At 56.5% G+C, this 16,525-nt stretch carries 17 protein-coding genes; 10 read left to right on the plus strand and 7 right to left on the minus strand.

Features of this window, described 5'->3' with window-relative positions:
* Positions 1–981 (plus strand): GlxA family transcriptional regulator, encoded by a 981-nt coding sequence (locus tag PEL8287_RS03625; RefSeq protein ID WP_235862174.1) that lies wholly within the window; start codon positions 1–3, stop codon positions 979–981.
* A 6-nt stretch (positions 982–987) separates the two neighbouring features.
* Here the strand turns inward: PEL8287_RS03625 and PEL8287_RS03630 are convergent, their stop codons facing one another.
* Positions 988–1,506 (minus strand): glutathione peroxidase, encoded by a 519-nt coding sequence (locus PEL8287_RS03630; RefSeq protein ID WP_085891021.1) that lies wholly within the window; start codon positions 1,504–1,506, stop codon positions 988–990.
* Between the two features lie 144 nt (positions 1,507–1,650).
* Here PEL8287_RS03630 and msrB point away from each other — a divergent pair, with 144 nt between their 5' ends.
* The 3 genes from msrB (at position 1,651) to PEL8287_RS03645 (ending at position 3,610) form a co-directional block, all read left to right on the plus strand.
* The gene (gene msrB, locus PEL8287_RS03635) at positions 1,651–2,100 is read left to right on the plus strand and encodes a peptide-methionine (R)-S-oxide reductase MsrB (RefSeq protein WP_085891022.1); all 450 of its coding nucleotides are present in this window, start codon (positions 1,651–1,653) and stop codon (positions 2,098–2,100) included.
* A complete protein-coding gene (gene msrA / locus PEL8287_RS03640; RefSeq protein ID WP_085891023.1) occupies positions 2,097–2,609 on the plus strand; it encodes a peptide-methionine (S)-S-oxide reductase MsrA in 513 nt (170 codons plus the stop codon). Before msrB ends, msrA begins: the two co-directional genes overlap by 4 nt.
* Before the next feature lie 86 nt (positions 2,610–2,695).
* A complete protein-coding gene (locus PEL8287_RS03645) occupies positions 2,696–3,610 on the plus strand; it encodes a DMT family transporter (RefSeq protein ID WP_085891024.1) in 915 nt (304 codons plus the stop codon).
* A gap of 9 nt (positions 3,611–3,619) precedes the next feature.
* Here PEL8287_RS03645 and PEL8287_RS03650 read toward each other — a convergent pair whose 3' ends face one another.
* The 5 genes from PEL8287_RS03650 to PEL8287_RS03670 all read right to left on the minus strand — a co-directional run bounded on the left by PEL8287_RS03650 (position 3,620) and on the right by PEL8287_RS03670 (position 9,010).
* Complete coding sequence (locus PEL8287_RS03650) at positions 3,620–4,945, minus strand: NAD(P)/FAD-dependent oxidoreductase (protein ID WP_085891025.1); 1,326 nt, start codon at positions 4,943–4,945, stop codon at positions 3,620–3,622.
* Positions 4,942–5,757: an ABC transporter permease gene (locus PEL8287_RS03655; RefSeq protein WP_085891026.1), complete on the minus strand. Its 816-nt coding sequence runs from the start codon at positions 5,755–5,757 to the stop codon at positions 4,942–4,944. The genes PEL8287_RS03650 and PEL8287_RS03655 overlap by 4 nt, the downstream gene beginning before the upstream one ends.
* Positions 5,758–5,836: 79 nt before the next feature.
* Positions 5,837–6,727: an ABC transporter permease subunit gene (locus PEL8287_RS03660; protein ID WP_085891027.1), complete on the minus strand. Its 891-nt coding sequence runs from the start codon at positions 6,725–6,727 to the stop codon at positions 5,837–5,839.
* A 3-nt stretch (positions 6,728–6,730) separates the two neighbouring features.
* The gene (locus PEL8287_RS03665) at positions 6,731–7,855 is read right to left on the minus strand and encodes an ABC transporter ATP-binding protein (protein WP_085891028.1); all 1,125 of its coding nucleotides are present in this window, start codon (positions 7,853–7,855) and stop codon (positions 6,731–6,733) included.
* Positions 7,856–7,924: 69 nt separating this feature from the next.
* Complete coding sequence (locus PEL8287_RS03670) at positions 7,925–9,010, minus strand: polyamine ABC transporter substrate-binding protein (protein ID WP_176228549.1); 1,086 nt, start codon at positions 9,008–9,010, stop codon at positions 7,925–7,927.
* A gap of 145 nt (positions 9,011–9,155) precedes the next feature.
* Between PEL8287_RS03670 and PEL8287_RS03675 the strand changes: the two genes are divergently transcribed.
* From PEL8287_RS03675 to PEL8287_RS03690, 4 genes are all read left to right on the plus strand, one after another.
* Positions 9,156–9,851, plus strand: a complete 696-nt coding sequence (locus PEL8287_RS03675; RefSeq protein WP_085891030.1) for a GntR family transcriptional regulator — start codon at positions 9,156–9,158, stop codon at positions 9,849–9,851.
* 93 nt (positions 9,852–9,944) lie between these two features.
* Positions 9,945–11,342, plus strand: a complete 1,398-nt coding sequence (locus tag PEL8287_RS03680) for an aspartate aminotransferase family protein (RefSeq protein WP_085891031.1) — start codon at positions 9,945–9,947, stop codon at positions 11,340–11,342.
* Positions 11,343–11,358: 16 nt separating this feature from the next.
* On the plus strand, positions 11,359–11,898 hold the full coding sequence (locus tag PEL8287_RS03685) for a GNAT family N-acetyltransferase (RefSeq protein ID WP_217807664.1): 540 nt from the start codon (positions 11,359–11,361) through the stop codon (positions 11,896–11,898).
* Positions 11,899–11,966: 68 nt separating this feature from the next.
* A complete protein-coding gene (locus PEL8287_RS03690) occupies positions 11,967–12,380 on the plus strand; it encodes a GFA family protein (protein ID WP_176228550.1) in 414 nt (137 codons plus the stop codon).
* A 28-nt stretch (positions 12,381–12,408) separates the two neighbouring features.
* On the opposite strand, the gene PEL8287_RS03695 is transcribed toward PEL8287_RS03690, so the two are convergent.
* Positions 12,409–13,593 (minus strand): M24 family metallopeptidase, encoded by a 1,185-nt coding sequence (locus PEL8287_RS03695; RefSeq protein ID WP_085891454.1) that lies wholly within the window; start codon positions 13,591–13,593, stop codon positions 12,409–12,411.
* A gap of 606 nt (positions 13,594–14,199) precedes the next feature.
* Here PEL8287_RS03695 and PEL8287_RS03705 point away from each other — a divergent pair.
* A complete protein-coding gene (locus tag PEL8287_RS03705) occupies positions 14,200–15,300 on the plus strand; it encodes an ABC transporter ATP-binding protein (protein WP_085891035.1) in 1,101 nt (366 codons plus the stop codon).
* Positions 15,301–15,413: 113 nt separating this feature from the next.
* Entirely contained in the window at positions 15,414–16,505 is a 1,092-nt protein-coding gene (locus tag PEL8287_RS03710; RefSeq protein ID WP_085891036.1) for an extracellular solute-binding protein, read from the plus strand.
* Positions 16,506–16,525 lie beyond the last annotated feature (20 nt).

Genomic DNA, 16,525 nt, shown 5'->3' on the forward strand with positions numbered 1-16,525 from the left:
GTGACGATAGATGACGGACCTAAAAGATATGTCTTTCTGCTTGTGCCGGGGTTTTCACCGCTTGGCCTGACCTGCGCCCAAGAGGCCTTGGCACTGGCCAACCGGTTTGCGGGGGGACGCCCTTATTATGACTGGATGCTTGTCAGTGAAGATGGCGAGCCTGTGACCAGTTGGAATGGGCTGCAGGTAGGCGTGACTGCGGGGCTTGTCGACCTGCATCGGAAGGACACGCTGATTGTTTGTGCCGGTGTGGATGCCGTCACAGGCAGTAGCCGGAAAGTTCTGAACTGGTTGCGCCGTGAAACCCGTAAAGGCATTGATTTTGGTGCACTCAGCAGCGGCACCTGGACGCTTGCCATGGCCGGCCTGCTGAACGGCAAACATGTGACCACCCATTGGGAATATGCCAGTGCGCTGGCTGAAACCTTTCCCGATGTCGAGGTGCAGGAATCGATCTATGCGGTGGATGGCCGGGTTTTTACCTGTGCCGGTAGCGCCAGTTCGATGGACCTGATGCTGGACCGGATCCATTCGGATTACGGCGCAGAGCTGGCAACATGGGTGGCCGATCAGATGGTCTATACGGCGCCACGCGCGGAATCGCATTCGCAACGCATTTCGATGGCCGGGCGGATGGGCGTGCGCAATTCAAAACTGGTGCAGGCAATCGAGGTCATGCGTGAAAATCTGGAAGACCCGATGCCGCCGGGTATGATCGCAAGCAAGGTGGGCTTGTCGACACGGCAGCTAGAGCGGCTTTTTTCCAGGTATCTGGGAACCTCGCCCAAGAAATACTATCTTGGTATGCGGCTTGAAAAGGCGCGAAACCTGCTGATTCAGACGGAATTGTCTCTGATCGAAATTTGTGTGCTGTGTGGTTTCAAGGCGCCATCACATTTCTCGAAAACCTATCGCAAGGCGTTTGGCGTGGCTCCCAGTCGCGATACGGGCGGGTCTGACCTTTTGTTTTCGAGAAAGTGACGGGCCTTATTTCAGCAAGGCATCAATCTGGTTGGTGATTTTGCGCGATAAAGGACGGGTCACAGACCCATAGGTGGCCACAACCCGTCCTTCGGGGCTGATCAGGATTTTGTTGAAGTTCCAGCTTGGGGCGAACCCTGTCTCGGATGCGACGGACTGGTAAAAAGGGTGGGCCGATGCACCGGTTACCTGCGTGATCCCGGTCATGGGCAAGGTAATGTTATAGTTAAGTTCGCAGAATTCCTTGACCTCGGCCTCGGTGCCCAGTTCCTGCCGGAAATCATCGGAAGGCACGGCCAAAACTACCAAACCCCGTCCGCGGTAGCGGTCATAAAGAGTTTGCAACCCCTCGTATTGTCCAGTGAACCCGCAACGCGAGGCAGTATTCACCACCAGAACCGGTTGTCCGGCCCAATCTGACAGCTTCAACTGCCCACCATCAATGTTCTGGAACGGCGCATCAAGTTCAAGTGCGAGCGCGGGAATTGCCAGTAGAGACCCTAAAAGTGCCAGAATAAAACGCATGGTGACCCTCTTTTTCATATAACAGTGATACGGCGCTGGCGCAGCTTTGGATCACCGAAGGTTGAAGCAGTTGAAATGTGATTTTGAATTAGGCGCTTTCACCCCATTTAATAACGGACATACTGGCCAAAAAGGAGAGTCGCGTTGAATAATTACAAAAAAGACCCTGACGCCATCGCAGCCTTGGATGCCGAGCAATTTCGGGTAACTCAGGAATCGGGCACCGAGCGGCCGGGTACGGGCAGATATCTGGATAACAAGGAGCCGGGGATTTATGTGGATATCGTTTCGGGTGAGCCGCTGTTTGCCTCGTCCGACAAGTACGAATCTGGTTGCGGCTGGCCCAGCTTTACCAAACCGATTGAACCGGCGCATATCAGCGAATTGCGCGATACGACCCTTGGCATGATCCGCACCGAGGTGCGCAGCACCCATGGCGACAGCCACCTTGGCCACGTTTTTCCGGACGGGCCGAAGAACAGGGGCGGATTGCGTTATTGCATCAATTCAGCCAGCCTGAGATTCGTGCATCGTGACGAGATGGAATCGCAAGGCTACGGTGACTACCTGGATCAAGTGGAGGACGTGACATGAGCGAACGCGCAGTTCTGGCAGGCGGATGTTTCTGGGGCATGCAGGATCTGATCCGCAAGATGGACGGGGTGATTTCAACCCGGGTGGGCTATACCGGCGGCGACGTGCCGAATGCTACCTATCGCAACCATGGCACCCACGCCGAGGGAATCGAGATCATGTTTGACCCTGGTAAGATCAGCTATCGGGATTTGCTGGAATTCTTTTTTCAAATTCACGACCCGACGACAGTGAACCGTCAGGGCAACGACATGGGCATGAGCTATCGTTCGGCGATCTACTATGTGAATGACGCGCAAAAAGAAGAAACCCTGCGCACCATCGCCGATGTCGAGGCCAGCGGGCTTTGGCCCGGCAAGGTCGTGACCGAGGTCGCGCCTGTGGGCGACTTCTGGGAGGCAGAACCCGAGCATCAGGATTATCTGCAGCGCTTTCCCAGTGGCTATACCTGTCATTTCGTCCGCCCTGATTGGGTGTTGCCGAAAACGCAGGCAAAATCCCCGGCCTGAGGCAAAAACAGAGACCAACAAAGCCAAAATCAAATCATTGACCTTTTGGTCAGGGCGGGCCAGTGGATTCGCCTGGAGGCCCGCCCATGCACCCTATGACGGGTATTGCCCTGAAACTTTTTTCGGTGATGCTGTTCATCATCATGTCGTCGCTGATCAAGGCAACGTCGGGTCATGTGCCGCCGGGCGAGGCGGTTTTTTTCCGGTCTGCCTTTGCAGTGCCGGTGATTTTGGTCTGGTTGTGGGCGCGGGGTGATCTGGCGACCGGGCTTCGGGTCAAATCCCCCATGGCACATCTTTGGCGCGGAATCCTGGGCACAACGGCGATGGCAATGATGTTTGCCGGTCTGGGCCTGCTGCCCCTGCCCGAGGTGACGGCGCTGAGCTATGCCGCGCCTCTGCTGACTGTGGTCTTTGCCGCCGTTTTCCTGCGTGAAAAGGTGGGGATCTACCGGTTTGGTGCGGTGGCCCTTGGCATGGCAGGTGTTTTGACAGTGTTGTCGCCGCGGTTAACTGGCGCCGCAGTCGAGGCAGGGATGACGCTTGGGGCGGCTTTGGTGCTAACCGGGGCAACCTGTGTGGCGATGGTCAACATCTATCTCCGCAAACTGGTCCAGACCGAGCAAACCTCGGCCATTGTGTTTTACTTCTCGATTACGGCAACCTGCCTGTCACTGCTGACCCTGCCGTTTGGCTGGCAGATACCCAGCGGGACAGAACTGCTGATGTTGGTGCTGGCCGGAATATTTGGCGGGTCGGCGCAGATATTCATGACATCGGCATATCGCTTCGCCGACGCGTCGGTGATTGCACCGTTTGACTATGCATCGATCCTCTTCGCGCTGATCATTGGATATCTCATTTTCGACGAAGTGCCGACGCTGACCGTTTTGTGTGGTGCGGCGCTGGTGATTACGGCGGGTTGCGTGGTGATTCTGCGCGAACGGCAGCTTGGTTTAAAACGTGGTCAGGTACGAAAAGTCAAAACACCGCTGGGTTAGAGCCTGTATTCAGCCGCCCACCACCATCGCATAGGCATATAACGGCCACAGCGTGGCGCGGCGAAACCGGCCCAGAGGGAAGCGTTTAGGCGGTGTCTGCATGATCTTGGGATGCAGGTGTTGCAAGGTTCTGTCCTGCGCCATATCCGCCAGAAGCGCCCCGGCATAAGTCCCCATCGCCACCCCGTTCCCATGATAGCTGATCGCGGTGAACGCCCCCGGCATTTCGGGGATCGGGCCGGCATAAGGTGTCAGATCGCGCGAGATGGAAAGCAGGCCCTGCCAGCTGTAAGGTGTCTCGACATGGGTCCAGGCCGGGAACATGGTTTCGAAATGTGTGCGGATCAGGCGATACATCCTGGCATCAGCGGCGGCCGAGCTGGCCAAACCGCCACGCATGCCGAACAGCATTTGTTTGTTGGGCATCAGGCGGAAATAGTGCAGCAGGAACCGATCATCATATGACATCTGATGGGTTGTCCAACCCTGGGTATCCAGTTCTTTGTCGCTCATCGGGCGGGTGACGATGACGTTGGATTGTGTCGGCAGGTATCGGGCCCGAAGCCATTGCGGCAGATCATCCGAGGAATAGCCGTTTGTGGCCACGATCAGCCGGTTCGCTATGATTGTGGCGTCCGGCGTTGTAAGGGTAAAGCCGCCTTGCTGGTCTATCCGCTGCACAGGTGTATCGGAAAAAATGCGCGCGCCGGCCTTTTGGGCCGCATCCGCAAGTCCAAGGGAATATTTAAGCGGGTTCAGAGCAAACCCGATAGGGTTGGTGATGGCGCCGAAAAACGGCCCGGTCATGCCATGGCCCGCCAGATCGCTTTGCTGAAGGATCGTGGGCGTCACACCGTAGTCGCGCTCGATGGTTTTTGCCCTGTCTTCGAACCCGTCCATTGCCTTTTGCGTATGGGCCATCAGGGTTTCGCCATCAGAATGGGTGTCGCAGGCGATGTTGTGTTTTTTGATCAGAGACGCAGTCAGATCAACGGCGCGGTGTTCGGCGGTTCGGAACTCTCGTCGCGCAGGTTCACCGTGAAGCTTGGTAAGAATGCTGTCCGATGCCGCAGACCCCCCCAGACAACAAAACCCGCCATTGCGGCCCGATGCGCCCCAGCCGAGACTTTGGGCATCTACCACGACGACATCACTGCCGGCCTCGGCCAGATTTAACGCTGCGGACAAACCGGTAAAGCCTGCCCCGATCACCGCAATATCGCAGCTGATCCGACCCGTAGCGGCCAAGCGGGCAGGAACAGAGACTGTATCAGGCCAATAGCATCCTGCCCGCGGGCCTTCGCCATAGGTATAGGCGGGAAAGATCTGCCTCATGCGTGGACGGCGGCGCGTTCATCTGCCTGTTGCTTCAGGCTGGCCCGTTTGGTGATCAAAGAGGCGGTAATGACCCCAACCGCAACGATTGCAATCATGAGGGTCGACAGCGCATTTATTTCGGGGCTGACGCCAAGGCGGACCGCGCTCCATATCTTGATCGGAAGGGTGGTCGAGGACGGTCCCGAGGTAAAGCTGGCGATGACCAGATCATCAAGGCTGAGCGTGAACGCCAGAAGCCAGCCCGAGATGACAGCCGGGGCTATGATCGGGAGGGTGACAAGGCGAAAGGCCGAAATGGGCGAGCAGCCCAGATCAAGTGCGGCCTCTTCCAGCGACTTGTCAAAACTGACCAGCCGAGAGGACACTACGACCGAGACGTAGCACATCGAAAAGGTGGTATGCGCCAGTATGATTGTGAATACACCCCGGTCCAGCCCGATGCCGATGAATAAAAGCAGCAGGGACAGGCCCGTGATCACCTCGGGCATCACCAGCGGCGCGTAAATCATACCGGAAAACAGGGTCCGTCCCGAAAACCGGCCCGCACGCACCAGAACAAGGGCGGCCATGGTGCCCAGAACCGTGGCGATGGTGGAGGAAATCACGGCAACGCGCAGCGTGACCCAGGCCGCATTGAGAAACGCCTCGTTCTGTATCAACTCGCCATACCATTTGGTCGAGAATCCCGCCCAGACCGTGACAAGTTTCGACTCGTTGAAGCTGTAGATGATCAGGATGACCATCGGCAGGTAGAGAAAGGCAAAACCCAGCGTCAGCGCGGTGGTGTTGAACCATGAAAGGCGTCTCATGACATGGCTCCCTTGGTGCCGATTTCTTTGAAAGAAATCGGGACGAAATCTTTTGAAGATTTCGTTTGCACGGTGGTTTTCATCCTTCGGCCTCCCGCTGTTTTTGCTCGTTCCGCTGGAATAGAATGATCGGGACGATCAGGATCAGCAGCAGGATCACCGCCACCGCCGATGCCACCGGCCAGTCGCGGTTGTTAAAGAATTCCTCCCACAGAACCTTGCCGATCATCAGGGTTTTTGATCCGCCCAGCAGCGAGGGGATGACAAATTCCCCCAAAGTTGGGATGAAGACCAGAAAACAGCCCGCGATGATGCCGCTTTTCGACAGCGGAATGGTGACCAGCCAGAAGGCGGTAAATCGCGAACATCCCAGATCTTCGGCAGCTTCCAGCAAAGACGCGTCCAGACGTTCCAGTGCCGAATAGATCGGCAGGATCATGAAGGGCAGATAGGTATAGACGATTCCGATATAGACGGCTGTGTTGGTATTCAGAATCGTCAGCGGCTCGGATATCACGCCCAAACTGAGCAATAGCTGGTTCAGGTAACCCTCGTTGCTGAGGATACCCATCCACGAATAGACCCGGATCAGGAAGCTGGTCCAGAATGGCAGGATGATCAGCATCATTAGCGTCGGACGCCAATGATCAGGTGCATTTGCCATACCGTAAGCGATAGGATAGCCCACCAGCAGGGTCAGAACTGTGGCGACAAAGGCAATTTTCAACGACGACAGATAGGCCTTCCAATACAGATCGTCGGTGGTAAGGAATTCGAAGTTTTCAAAATCCAGATTGCCGAAGAAATCCTTGATCCCCACCCAGCCGGCACTGAAATCCAGCGTTGGTGTATAGGGCGGGATTGACAGCGCGGTGTCGGACAGACTGATTTTCAGGACGATGATGAAGGGCACCAGAAACAGCGCCAGCAGCCAGGCATAGGGGATGATGATCAGGGCAAGGCGGCGCATCTCTTACCCCGCTAACAGAACACCGGCGGTGTCTGTCCATGATAGCCAAACGTCATCTTCCCAGGTGAAAGACCGGCGCGACAGGCGTCGGGTGTTGGCCGTTTGAGCCTTGATAATCTGCCCGTTCGGCAGTTGGACATGATAGGTCGAAAGATTGCCCAGATACGCGATATCCAGGATCTTGCCCTGCATTGCATTGGCCGCATCAACGGGTTTTTCCGCGGTAATAGAGACTTTTTCCGGCCGGATAGCCAAGTGGCAGGCCTGCCCCTTGTCCAGTCTGGTATCGGATTTGGATCGCAGAGGCGGCTGGCCTTCTGCAAAGGCGATGTCGTATCCATCGTCACGTGGTGTCGCGGTGCCTGACAGGATGGTCACATCGCCGATAAAGTCGGCCACATAGACCGAATTTGGTGACTCATAGATGCGTGCGGGTGTATCGACCTGAATAATACGGCCATCGTCCATGACGGCGACACGGCTGGCGACGGTCATCGCCTCTTCCTGGTCGTGAGTTACGATTACGAAAGTGGTGCCGGTTTTTTCCTGAATGTCCATTAACTCAAACTGCGTATCCTGCCGCAGTTTGGCATCCAGCGCGCCAAGGGGTTCGTCAAGCAGCAGCAGTTTGGGGGCTTTGGCCAGGGATCGGGCCAGGGCCACGCGCTGGCGCTGACCACCGGAAATCTGATGCGGTTTGCGTTTGGCGAACTGCTCCAGCCGAGTGAGTTTCAACATCTCGGCGACGCGGGCCTCGATATCCGGTTTGGGCATGCTGTCGCGTTTCAGGCCAAAGGCGATATTTTCCCAGACACTCAGGTGCGGAAAAAGCGCGTAAGACTGGAACATCATGTTCACGGCGCGTTTGTTGGGTGGGATCGGTGCAATGTCCTCGCCGCCCAGAAGAATGGTACCCTCGGTGGGCGTTTCGAACCCTGCCAGCATCCGCATCATCGTGGTTTTACCGCAACCCGAAGGACCCAGGAGGGCAAAGAACTCCTGCGCGTAAATATCAAATGTCTGGTTGTCGATGGCGACAAAATCGCCAAATTTCTTGGTGACATTCTTGAACTGAATCAGTGGTTTCGCGCTTGGATCATTCCACGGTTCAAATATAGTCTGGCCCATTCCCGCCCCCCGGGTTTCAGTAAAAAGGCCCGCGCAAGGTGGTTTGCGCGGGCTTGGTTCACCTCAGGCTCAGGTGCCCGATTTGATCTTTGTCCAGAGACGGGTCACGACCCGCTGAACTTTGGGGTCATATGGCGTGGTGGTATAAAGGTTTTCCAGCGTCGCCTCGTTGGGGTAAATCGCCGGATCACCAATCACGTCTTCCTCAAGCATGGGCTGCGAAGCCTTGTTGCCGTTGGCGTAGTAAACGTAGTTCGATGCATCCGCCATGTTTTGCGCATCCATGATGAAGTTCAGGAAGATATGCGCGCCTTCGGGGTTGGGGGCATCGACCGGAATGGCCATCTGGTCAAACCACATCAGCGCGCCCTCGGTCGGGGCGTTATAGACGATTTCAACCCCATTGTCGGCCTCGGCCGCGCGGTCGCGCGCCTGCAGGATGTCACCGGACCAGCCGAATGCCACGCAGATGTCACCATTGGCCAGCGCGTTGATATATTCCGAACTGTGGAATTTCTGAACATAAGGGCGCACGCCCGCCAGAACGGCCTCGGCCTTGGCGATTACCTCGGGGTCATGGCTGTCGGGGTCTTCGCCAATGTATTTCAAGGCGGCCGGGATCATTTCCACCGGTGCATCCAGGAAATGCACACCACAATCGGCCAGCTTGGCCATGTTGTCGGGGTTGAACACCAGCTCCAGTGAATCCAGCGGAGCATCTTCGCCCAGGGCCTCAGTCACCTTGCCGACATTTGCACCGATACCCGTGGTGCCCCACATGTAATTGATCGAATATTCATTGCCGGGATCGTATTGCGCGGTCCGTTTTTCGACCACATCCCACATGTTCTTGTGGTTTGGCAGCTTGGACATATCCAGCTTCTGAAAGGCGCCTGCGCTGATCTGGCGTTGCAGGAAAGTGCCCGAGGGCACAACCACGTCATAGCCAGACCCGCCGGCCAGCATTTTGGTTTCCAGAACTTCGTTGCTGTCGAAGACGTCATAGATCAGATCAAGCCCGGTTTCGGTTTCGAACTTTTCCAGCAGTGCTTCATCGATGTAATCAGACCAGTTGTAAACCCGCACTTCCTGGGCGTTAGCGGTGAGTGCGCCGAGGGCCAGCGTTGCGGTGGTGGTCAGAATCAGGTTTCTCATTATCTTCTCCCGTTGGTCGGCAGTTGGTTGCCTTGTGCGCGGATTTGATCAAATAATTTCGCAGAAGGCAATATGGTAATGTTTCCACGCAGTCGCTAAACTCGCAAGGGAAGACATTTCAGGCAGGGGCGCAGGTATTACAAATATGAACAGGGCTGCACAAAAATTCATCAAAGGGGCCGATGGCAGCAGCCGCCTTCCGGCGCATGAACTTATCTATCGTCAGTTGCGTGATCTGGTGTTGTTTGGTGATCTGGCGCCAGGGCAGGCCGTGACCATTCAGGGCCTGACCGACAGGCTGGGGGCTGGCATGACCCCGGTACGCGAGGCGATCCGCCGCCTGATCGCCGAAGGGGCGCTGGAATTTCAGGGCAACAGGCGGGTTTCCGTGCCGATGTTGAGTGCCGAAAATATCAGTGAATTAATCCTTGCTCGCCAATGGCTTGACCCGCATCTGACGTTGCGGGCAACCCAGCGCGCCACGCTGGAGGATCTGGAACAGCTATCGGCCATGGATCAGGTGCTGGATGATGCCATCAGCACCGGTGATCTGCGGGCTTATCTTGAGCTGAACTATAGGTTTCACAAGCGGATTTACGAGATTGCCGATGCCCCGATTCTGGCCAACCTGGCCGAGGGGTTGTGGTTGCGATTCGGGCCCTCGTTACGGGTGGTCTGCGGCCGCATGGGAACCCAGAATCTGCCGGATAAACATAAGGACATGCTGACCGCTATGCACGCCCGCGATGCCGAAAGTGCCGCACGGGCAATACGCGAAGATGTGATTCAGGGAATGGAGCAGGTGCGACATTCTTTGGAGGTTTCCGCCGGCCGGCACTGATTCGATTGACAGCGAATAATTTGATCATATTCTGGAGGGCAGCACCGGGCGCCGTACCGCCCTTCCTGATTCCCGATTGCGAAAGGCAAAGCCATGAACATGATCACAAACCATATGCCCACCGCTGAACTGCAGGCGCTGGACGCCGCGCACCATATGCATCCCTTTACCACAAATAACGAACTGGCTGAAAAAGGCGCGCGCATCATCACCCGCGCCAAAGGGGTGACGCTGACTGACAGTGAGGGCAACGAAATTCTGGATGCCATGGCGGGGCTGTGGTGTGTGAATCTTGGGTATGGCCGCGATGAACTGGCCGAGGCCGCAATGCGCCAGATGAAAGAACTGCCCTATTACAACACGTTCTTCATGACCAGCCATGTGCCCGCCATCGCGCTGAGCACCAAGCTGGCCGAACTGGCGCCGGGGAACCTGAATCATACGTTTTTTGCCAGTTCAGGGTCTGAAGCGAACGATACCAACATCCGTCTGGTGCGCACCTATTGGGCCGAACTGGGCAAACCCGAGAAGAAAGTGATCATCGCGCGCAAGAACGGCTATCACGGGTCTTCCGTTGGCAGTGCGTCTTTGGGTGGGATGAAACCGATGCATGCGCAGGGCGGCCTGCCGATCCCTGATGTCCACCACATCGACCAGCCCTATTGGTATGGTGAGGGCGGTGACAAATCCCCCGAAGAATTCGGGCTGGAGCGGGCGCAGCAACTGGAACAAGCCATTCATGAGATCGGCGAAGACCGCGTTGCCGCCTTTATCGCCGAGCCAATTCAGGGCGCTGGCGGTGTGATCATTCCGCCCAGCACCTATTGGCCCGAAATCCAGCGTATCTGTGACAAATATGAAATTCTGCTGATTGCCGATGAGGTGATTACCGGGTTTGGCCGTACCGGCAACTGGTTTGCCTCGCAAACGTTTGATATCAAGCCTGATATCATGACCATCGCCAAAGGGCTTTCTTCCGGTTACGCGCCGATCGGTGGGTCAATCGTGTCGGACGAGGTCGCCAAGGTGATGGATGCCTGCGAATTCGTGCATGGTTATACCTATTCGGGCCACCCGGTTGCCTGCGCCGTGGCGTTGGAAAATCTGCGGATTCTGGACGAAGAAAAGGTCGTAGAACGCGCCGGGGCCGAAACCGCGCCTTACATGCGGCAGAAATGGGAATCGCTGACCGACCATCCGCTGGTGGGTGAGGCCACGATTTCAGGTTTGATGGGGTCGATCGCGCTGACCCCCGACAAGGCCAGCCGCGCGGCCTTTGCTGCGGATTCCGGCACTGCCGGGTATATATGCCGCGAAAGCTGTTTCGCCAATTCACTGGTGATGCGCCACACCGGCGACCGGATGGTTGTCTCACCGCCGCTGGTGATTACCAAATCCGAGATCGACACGCTGGTGGACCGGGCATGGAAAGCTCTGGATCAGACCCACAAGCGGCTGACCGATGAGGGCTTGATGAAAGCTGCCAGTTAAGCCATTGGCGTTTAACTTGCAGCCGACTTTAGTCAGCGAAACCTTGCTGCTACAGCCCCTCGAAGCGGATGATTTCGAGGGGCTGTATGCCGCGGCCCGTGATCCAGAAACATGGGCCGGTCATCCGGCCAAGAACAGGTTCGAGCGCGACGTGTTTCGCAGCTATTTCGATTTTTTATCAGGGAATGGCGGCACCTTGGTGGCTGTGGATCGCTCCAGCGACCAGATCATCGGTTGTTCGCGCTATTACGCCGCGCCCGACATGCCCGGCAGCATCTCGATCGGCTTTACCTTTCTGAAAAACGCCTATTGGGGTGGTGCGTGGAACTTCGGGATGAAAAAGCTGATGCTTGGCCATGTCTTTGACAGTTTCAACGAGGTCTGGTTTCACATCGACCCAACCAATATCCGCTCGCAAAAAGCGACTGCTAAGTTGGGGGCGGAACATGTCTATGACGCGAATTTGGCGCTGGGCAAAGACCCGGCAGACTGGAAATGCTACCGGCTAACACAGGCGGCGTGGGGGCAGCGTTGCGCTAAAAGTCTGCCATCCTAAAGCTTTTGGTTCACATTTTGGTATAGCCTCAACATATGCTACCCTGCTGCAAAGCGGAGAGACAGATCATGGCGGGTGACAGCAATGCGGGATGCCTGTGTGGGCACATCCGGATGGAAATTTCTGGGGAACCTATAACAGTCCTACAGTGTCATTGCCTGGATTGTCAGAAAAGCGCCGGTGGCGGTGCCGCGCTTATTGTTCTGCTTCCCAGAACTGCAGTTCATCTTGATCAGGGTGAGCCCACGGGCTTTACCGTGACCGGCGACAGTGGAGAAGACGTTACACGCCGGTTTTGTCCCGATTGTGGTGCGCAGCTTTACTCGGAACTTGGCAAATATCCCGATCTGCTGGCGGTCAAGGTCGGTGTTTGGGACACCGACCCCGGTTTCGCTCCGGCAGCTGCTATCTGGACGGAATCAGCGCCGGACTGGCATTTCATTCCTGATGATATTCCCGCCTTTCCCAAGGCGCGCCCCTGAAGGTGGGCGCTCGCCCCGGGAAACTAAATCAATTCTTGACGAACAGCTTACGCGGCATGTCGCACAGCGCCTCGGCCGGGCCGTCGTCACGGATGAGAATCGTCTCGGTGGTCTCAAGCCCCCAGGTATCCATCCACAGGGCGGGCATGAAATGGAAGGTCATGCCGGGTTCCAGAACGGTTTCATCTTCGGTCCGGATTGACGCGGTTCGTTCGCCCCAGTCGGGCGGGTAGCTTAGCCCGATCGGATAGCCCATCCGGCCCTCGCGTTTGATCCCGTATTTCGCCAGCACACCAAGAAAGGCGTTGGCAATATCGCAAGTTCGGTTGCCCGCTTTGGCGGCCGCAAGCCCAGCCTCGATGCCCTCGATCTGGGCCTTTTCAGCCTCCAGCATGTCCTGTGGCGGCTTGCCCAGAAACACCGTACGGCACAGGGGCGCGTGGTAGCGGCGATAGACACCGGACAGTTCAAAAAATGTCGCCTCGCCCTCGCGCATTGGTTGGCCGTTCCATGTCAGGTGGGCGGCAGTGGCATCAAGCCCCGAGGGTGTCAGCGGCACAATCGCCGGATAATCGCCCCAGATGTCATCCACCCCGGTGATCCCAGCATGCATGATATCAGCCACCAGATCGTTCTTACGTACGCCAGGTGCTGCCCGGTCAATCGCCGTCTGAACCACCTTTTCCGAAATCCGCGCCGCGTTACGGATAAACCCGATTTCCTCGTCCGACTTGATCAGACGCTGCCAGTTGACCAGCGCAGTGGCGTCTAAAATCTGTGCCTGTGGCAGTTCCTCGACCAGCACGGCATGGGCCTTGGCTGAGTAGTAGTAGTTTTCCATCTCTACCCCGATGCGAGCCTTATCCAGGCCCAGTTCGCGGATATGCCCGGCCAGATCCTGCATCGGATGGCGCACGGTGGATTGCACATAGTGGTCAGCATAACCCAGAATATTGTCATCCCCCATCCAGCAGGTGCGCCGCCCCCCCAGCATATCCATGTAGCGGCCCCACCAGATCGGGTCACCTTCCATCGACAGCAGCACGCCCTGATGCACATAAAAAGACCAACCATCATACCCGGTCAGCCAGTTCTGGTTCGAGGCGTCGGTGACAAACATCAGGTCGATGCCTGCGGCCTCCATCGCGGCGCGGGTCTTGGCGATGCGGCGGTCGAATTCGCCTTGTGAAAACGGAAGATCTTTTAGGGTCATCATCATACCTGTTGGTTCGGGTGTTTGAATCATTCTGTGTACCTGTCCCGCAACCTGACCCAAGAAATGCGCCACTGCACGTCGTTTTTGGGAATTTTAAGCCGCTGAGGTGGTGAACAGGGCGGGCAAAACCAGAAGCAGCCGCAAGAGGAAAGGAAAACCATTTTGCATAGCCACCCTGATGAAAGGGGGTCGAATTTGCAAACTAAACGCAGATGAAGCCGGTCGCGGCCGAACCTGAGTGCAGCGCGTTTTTTGCCTGCCGGCTGTTTGCTGCAGGCGACGCCGCGCGGTGCCATTCAGGGCTTTGCTTTGTGCTTCACCCTGAACCCGCGCTAATGTCGAAAACCCACCCGCGCGGTAAAAATGCTTCGATAAATCAGGGCCAAGGCCGCCAAGATTCGTGCACCGGCGACGCAAGCCTGCGGCGATAGGGCCCGAAAGGCGGAACAATTGCCTTTAAACGGGTCATTTGTAGTCGATTTGACCTGCAGTGTCGCGAATTTGGGAAAAAGTGCCGGACATTACTTGCATCACAACGGATTTGGCGCTTTAGTTTGCCCCTAACGTGGAAAAACCACGAATAAACAAATCAGGGAGCCTCAATTGGCAGAGTCGAAGAACAACGATGCGTTCGTTGAGTTTGAACGTGTTCAGAAAAGCTATGACGGTGAAACGCTTGTCGTAAAAGATCTAAACCTGACACTGCCCAAGGGCGAATTTCTGACAATGCTGGGGCCATCGGGATCGGGTAAAACTACTTGCCTGATGATGCTGGCCGGGTTTGAGACTGCCACCCACGGCGATATCCGCCTTGATGGTGTGGGCATCAACAACATCCCGCCGCATAAACGCGGCATCGGCATGGTGTTCCAGAACTACGCTCTATTCCCTCATATGACGATCGCCGAGAACCTGAGCTTTCCACTGGAAGTCCGCAAAATCGGCAAGTCCGAGCGTGAAGAGAAAGTGAAGCGCGCGTTGGACATGGTTGAAATGGGCGATTTTGGCGGTCGCCGCCCGGCACAATTGTCAGGTGGTCAGCAACAGCGGGTCGCTCTGTCCCGTGCGCTGGTATTCGAACCCGAGCTGGTTTTGATGGATGAACCGCTTGGTGCGCTGGATAAACAACTGCGTGAAAAGATGCAGTTCGAGATCACCAATCTGGCACATTCACTTGGCATCACCACAGTATATGTGACCCACGACCAAACCGAGGCGTTGACGATGTCCGACCGCGTTGCGGTGTTTGACGATGGCCGCATTCAGCAGTGTGCCCCGCCAGACCAGCTTTATGAAGAGCCTGACAACAGTTTTGTTGCGCAATTCATTGGTGAAAACAACACGTTGCTGGGCACGATCAAAGAGATCAAAGGCGATCAAGCTGTTGTCCAACTTGACGATGGGGAACTGATCGACTGCAAGCCGATCAATGTAAGCAAAGTTGGTGAGCGTACCCGTGTATCAATCCGCCCTGAGCGTGTTGAATTCAACAAGGAGCGCTTGCAACCGGGCGCACATACGCTCAAGGCTGAAGTGCTGGAATTCATCTATATGGGCGACATTTTCCGCACTCGCCTGCGGGTTGCCGGGAATGACGAGTTTATCGTCAAGACCCGGAACGCACCCGATCAGGTGCGGCTGACACCCGGCACCCAAGTCGATATCGGCTGGTTGCCGCGGGATTGCCGGGCGCTGGATGCATAAGTATTGGAATATCGTTTTCGGTACGCCGAAACGATGAACAGCGGGTCCCGTGGTTATGCCCGTCGCGGGGGCCCCGAAAATCTCACAAACGGGTACACTTAGGGAGACTACATATGAAATTCACAAAAACTCTGCTTGCCACGACGGCCCTGACCGTTGCCGCAAGTGCGGTTGTTGCGGAAGAAATGACCATCGTGTCATGGGGCGGCGCATATTCCAAATCGCAAAAGCTTGCGTACCATGACCCCTATTCGGAAAAAACCGGCGTCACCATCATCAATGACGACAGCTCGGCCGAGGCCGTGGCCAAACTGCGTGCCATGAACGAAGCCGGCAACATTACCTGGGATGTGGTTGACGTGGTTGCCGCTGACGCTATGCGCCTGTGCGACGAAGGCCTGGCGATGGAAATCGATCCCGACACCATGCTGGCACCTGCGCCCGATGGCACATCGGCAGCGGATGACTTTGGCGACCTGCTGGTCAGTGACTGCTTCATCCCGCAGATCGTCTATTCGACCACCTTCGGCTATCGCACTGATCTGGTTGGCGACAACCCGCCGGATGATATCTGTGACGTGTTTGATCTGGAAGCCTATCCGGGCAAGCGTAGCCTGGAAAAGCGCCCGATCAACAACATGGAATGGGCCCTGCTGTGTGACGGTGTTGCCAAGGCAGACGTTTACGATGTTCTGGCAACAGCCGAAGGTCAGGATCAGGCGCTGGCGAAACTCGACTCCATCAAAGACAGCGTTGTCTGGTGGAACGCCGGTGCTGACACGCCTCAGCTGCTGGCCGATGGCGAAGTTATCATGGGGTCTACCTATAACGGTCGTCTGTTCAGCGTGATTGAAGAGCAGAAACAGCCCGTCGCCATGCTGTGGGACGCACAGGTGTTTGACCTTGACGGCTGGATCATTCCGGCTGGTCTGAGCGACGAGCGCAAGCAGCGCGCACTGGACTACATCATGTTCGCGACCGACACACAGCGTCTGGCGGATCAGGCCAAGTACATCTCGTACGGCCCGGCACGCGCCTCTTCGGCACCGCTGGTTGGCAAGCACGCCGATCTGGGCATCGACATGGCACCACACATGCCGACCGATCCCAACAACGCCAAGAACACCTTCCTTTATAACTACGAGTTCTGGGCAGACTACCGCGATGATATCGACGCCAAATTCCAGGCGTGGCTGGCACAATAAGCCGGTTCTAAAATCGGAAG

This window comes from Roseovarius litorisediminis (assembly GCF_900172295.1).
Taxonomy (GTDB): domain Bacteria; phylum Pseudomonadota; class Alphaproteobacteria; order Rhodobacterales; family Rhodobacteraceae; genus Roseovarius; species Roseovarius litorisediminis.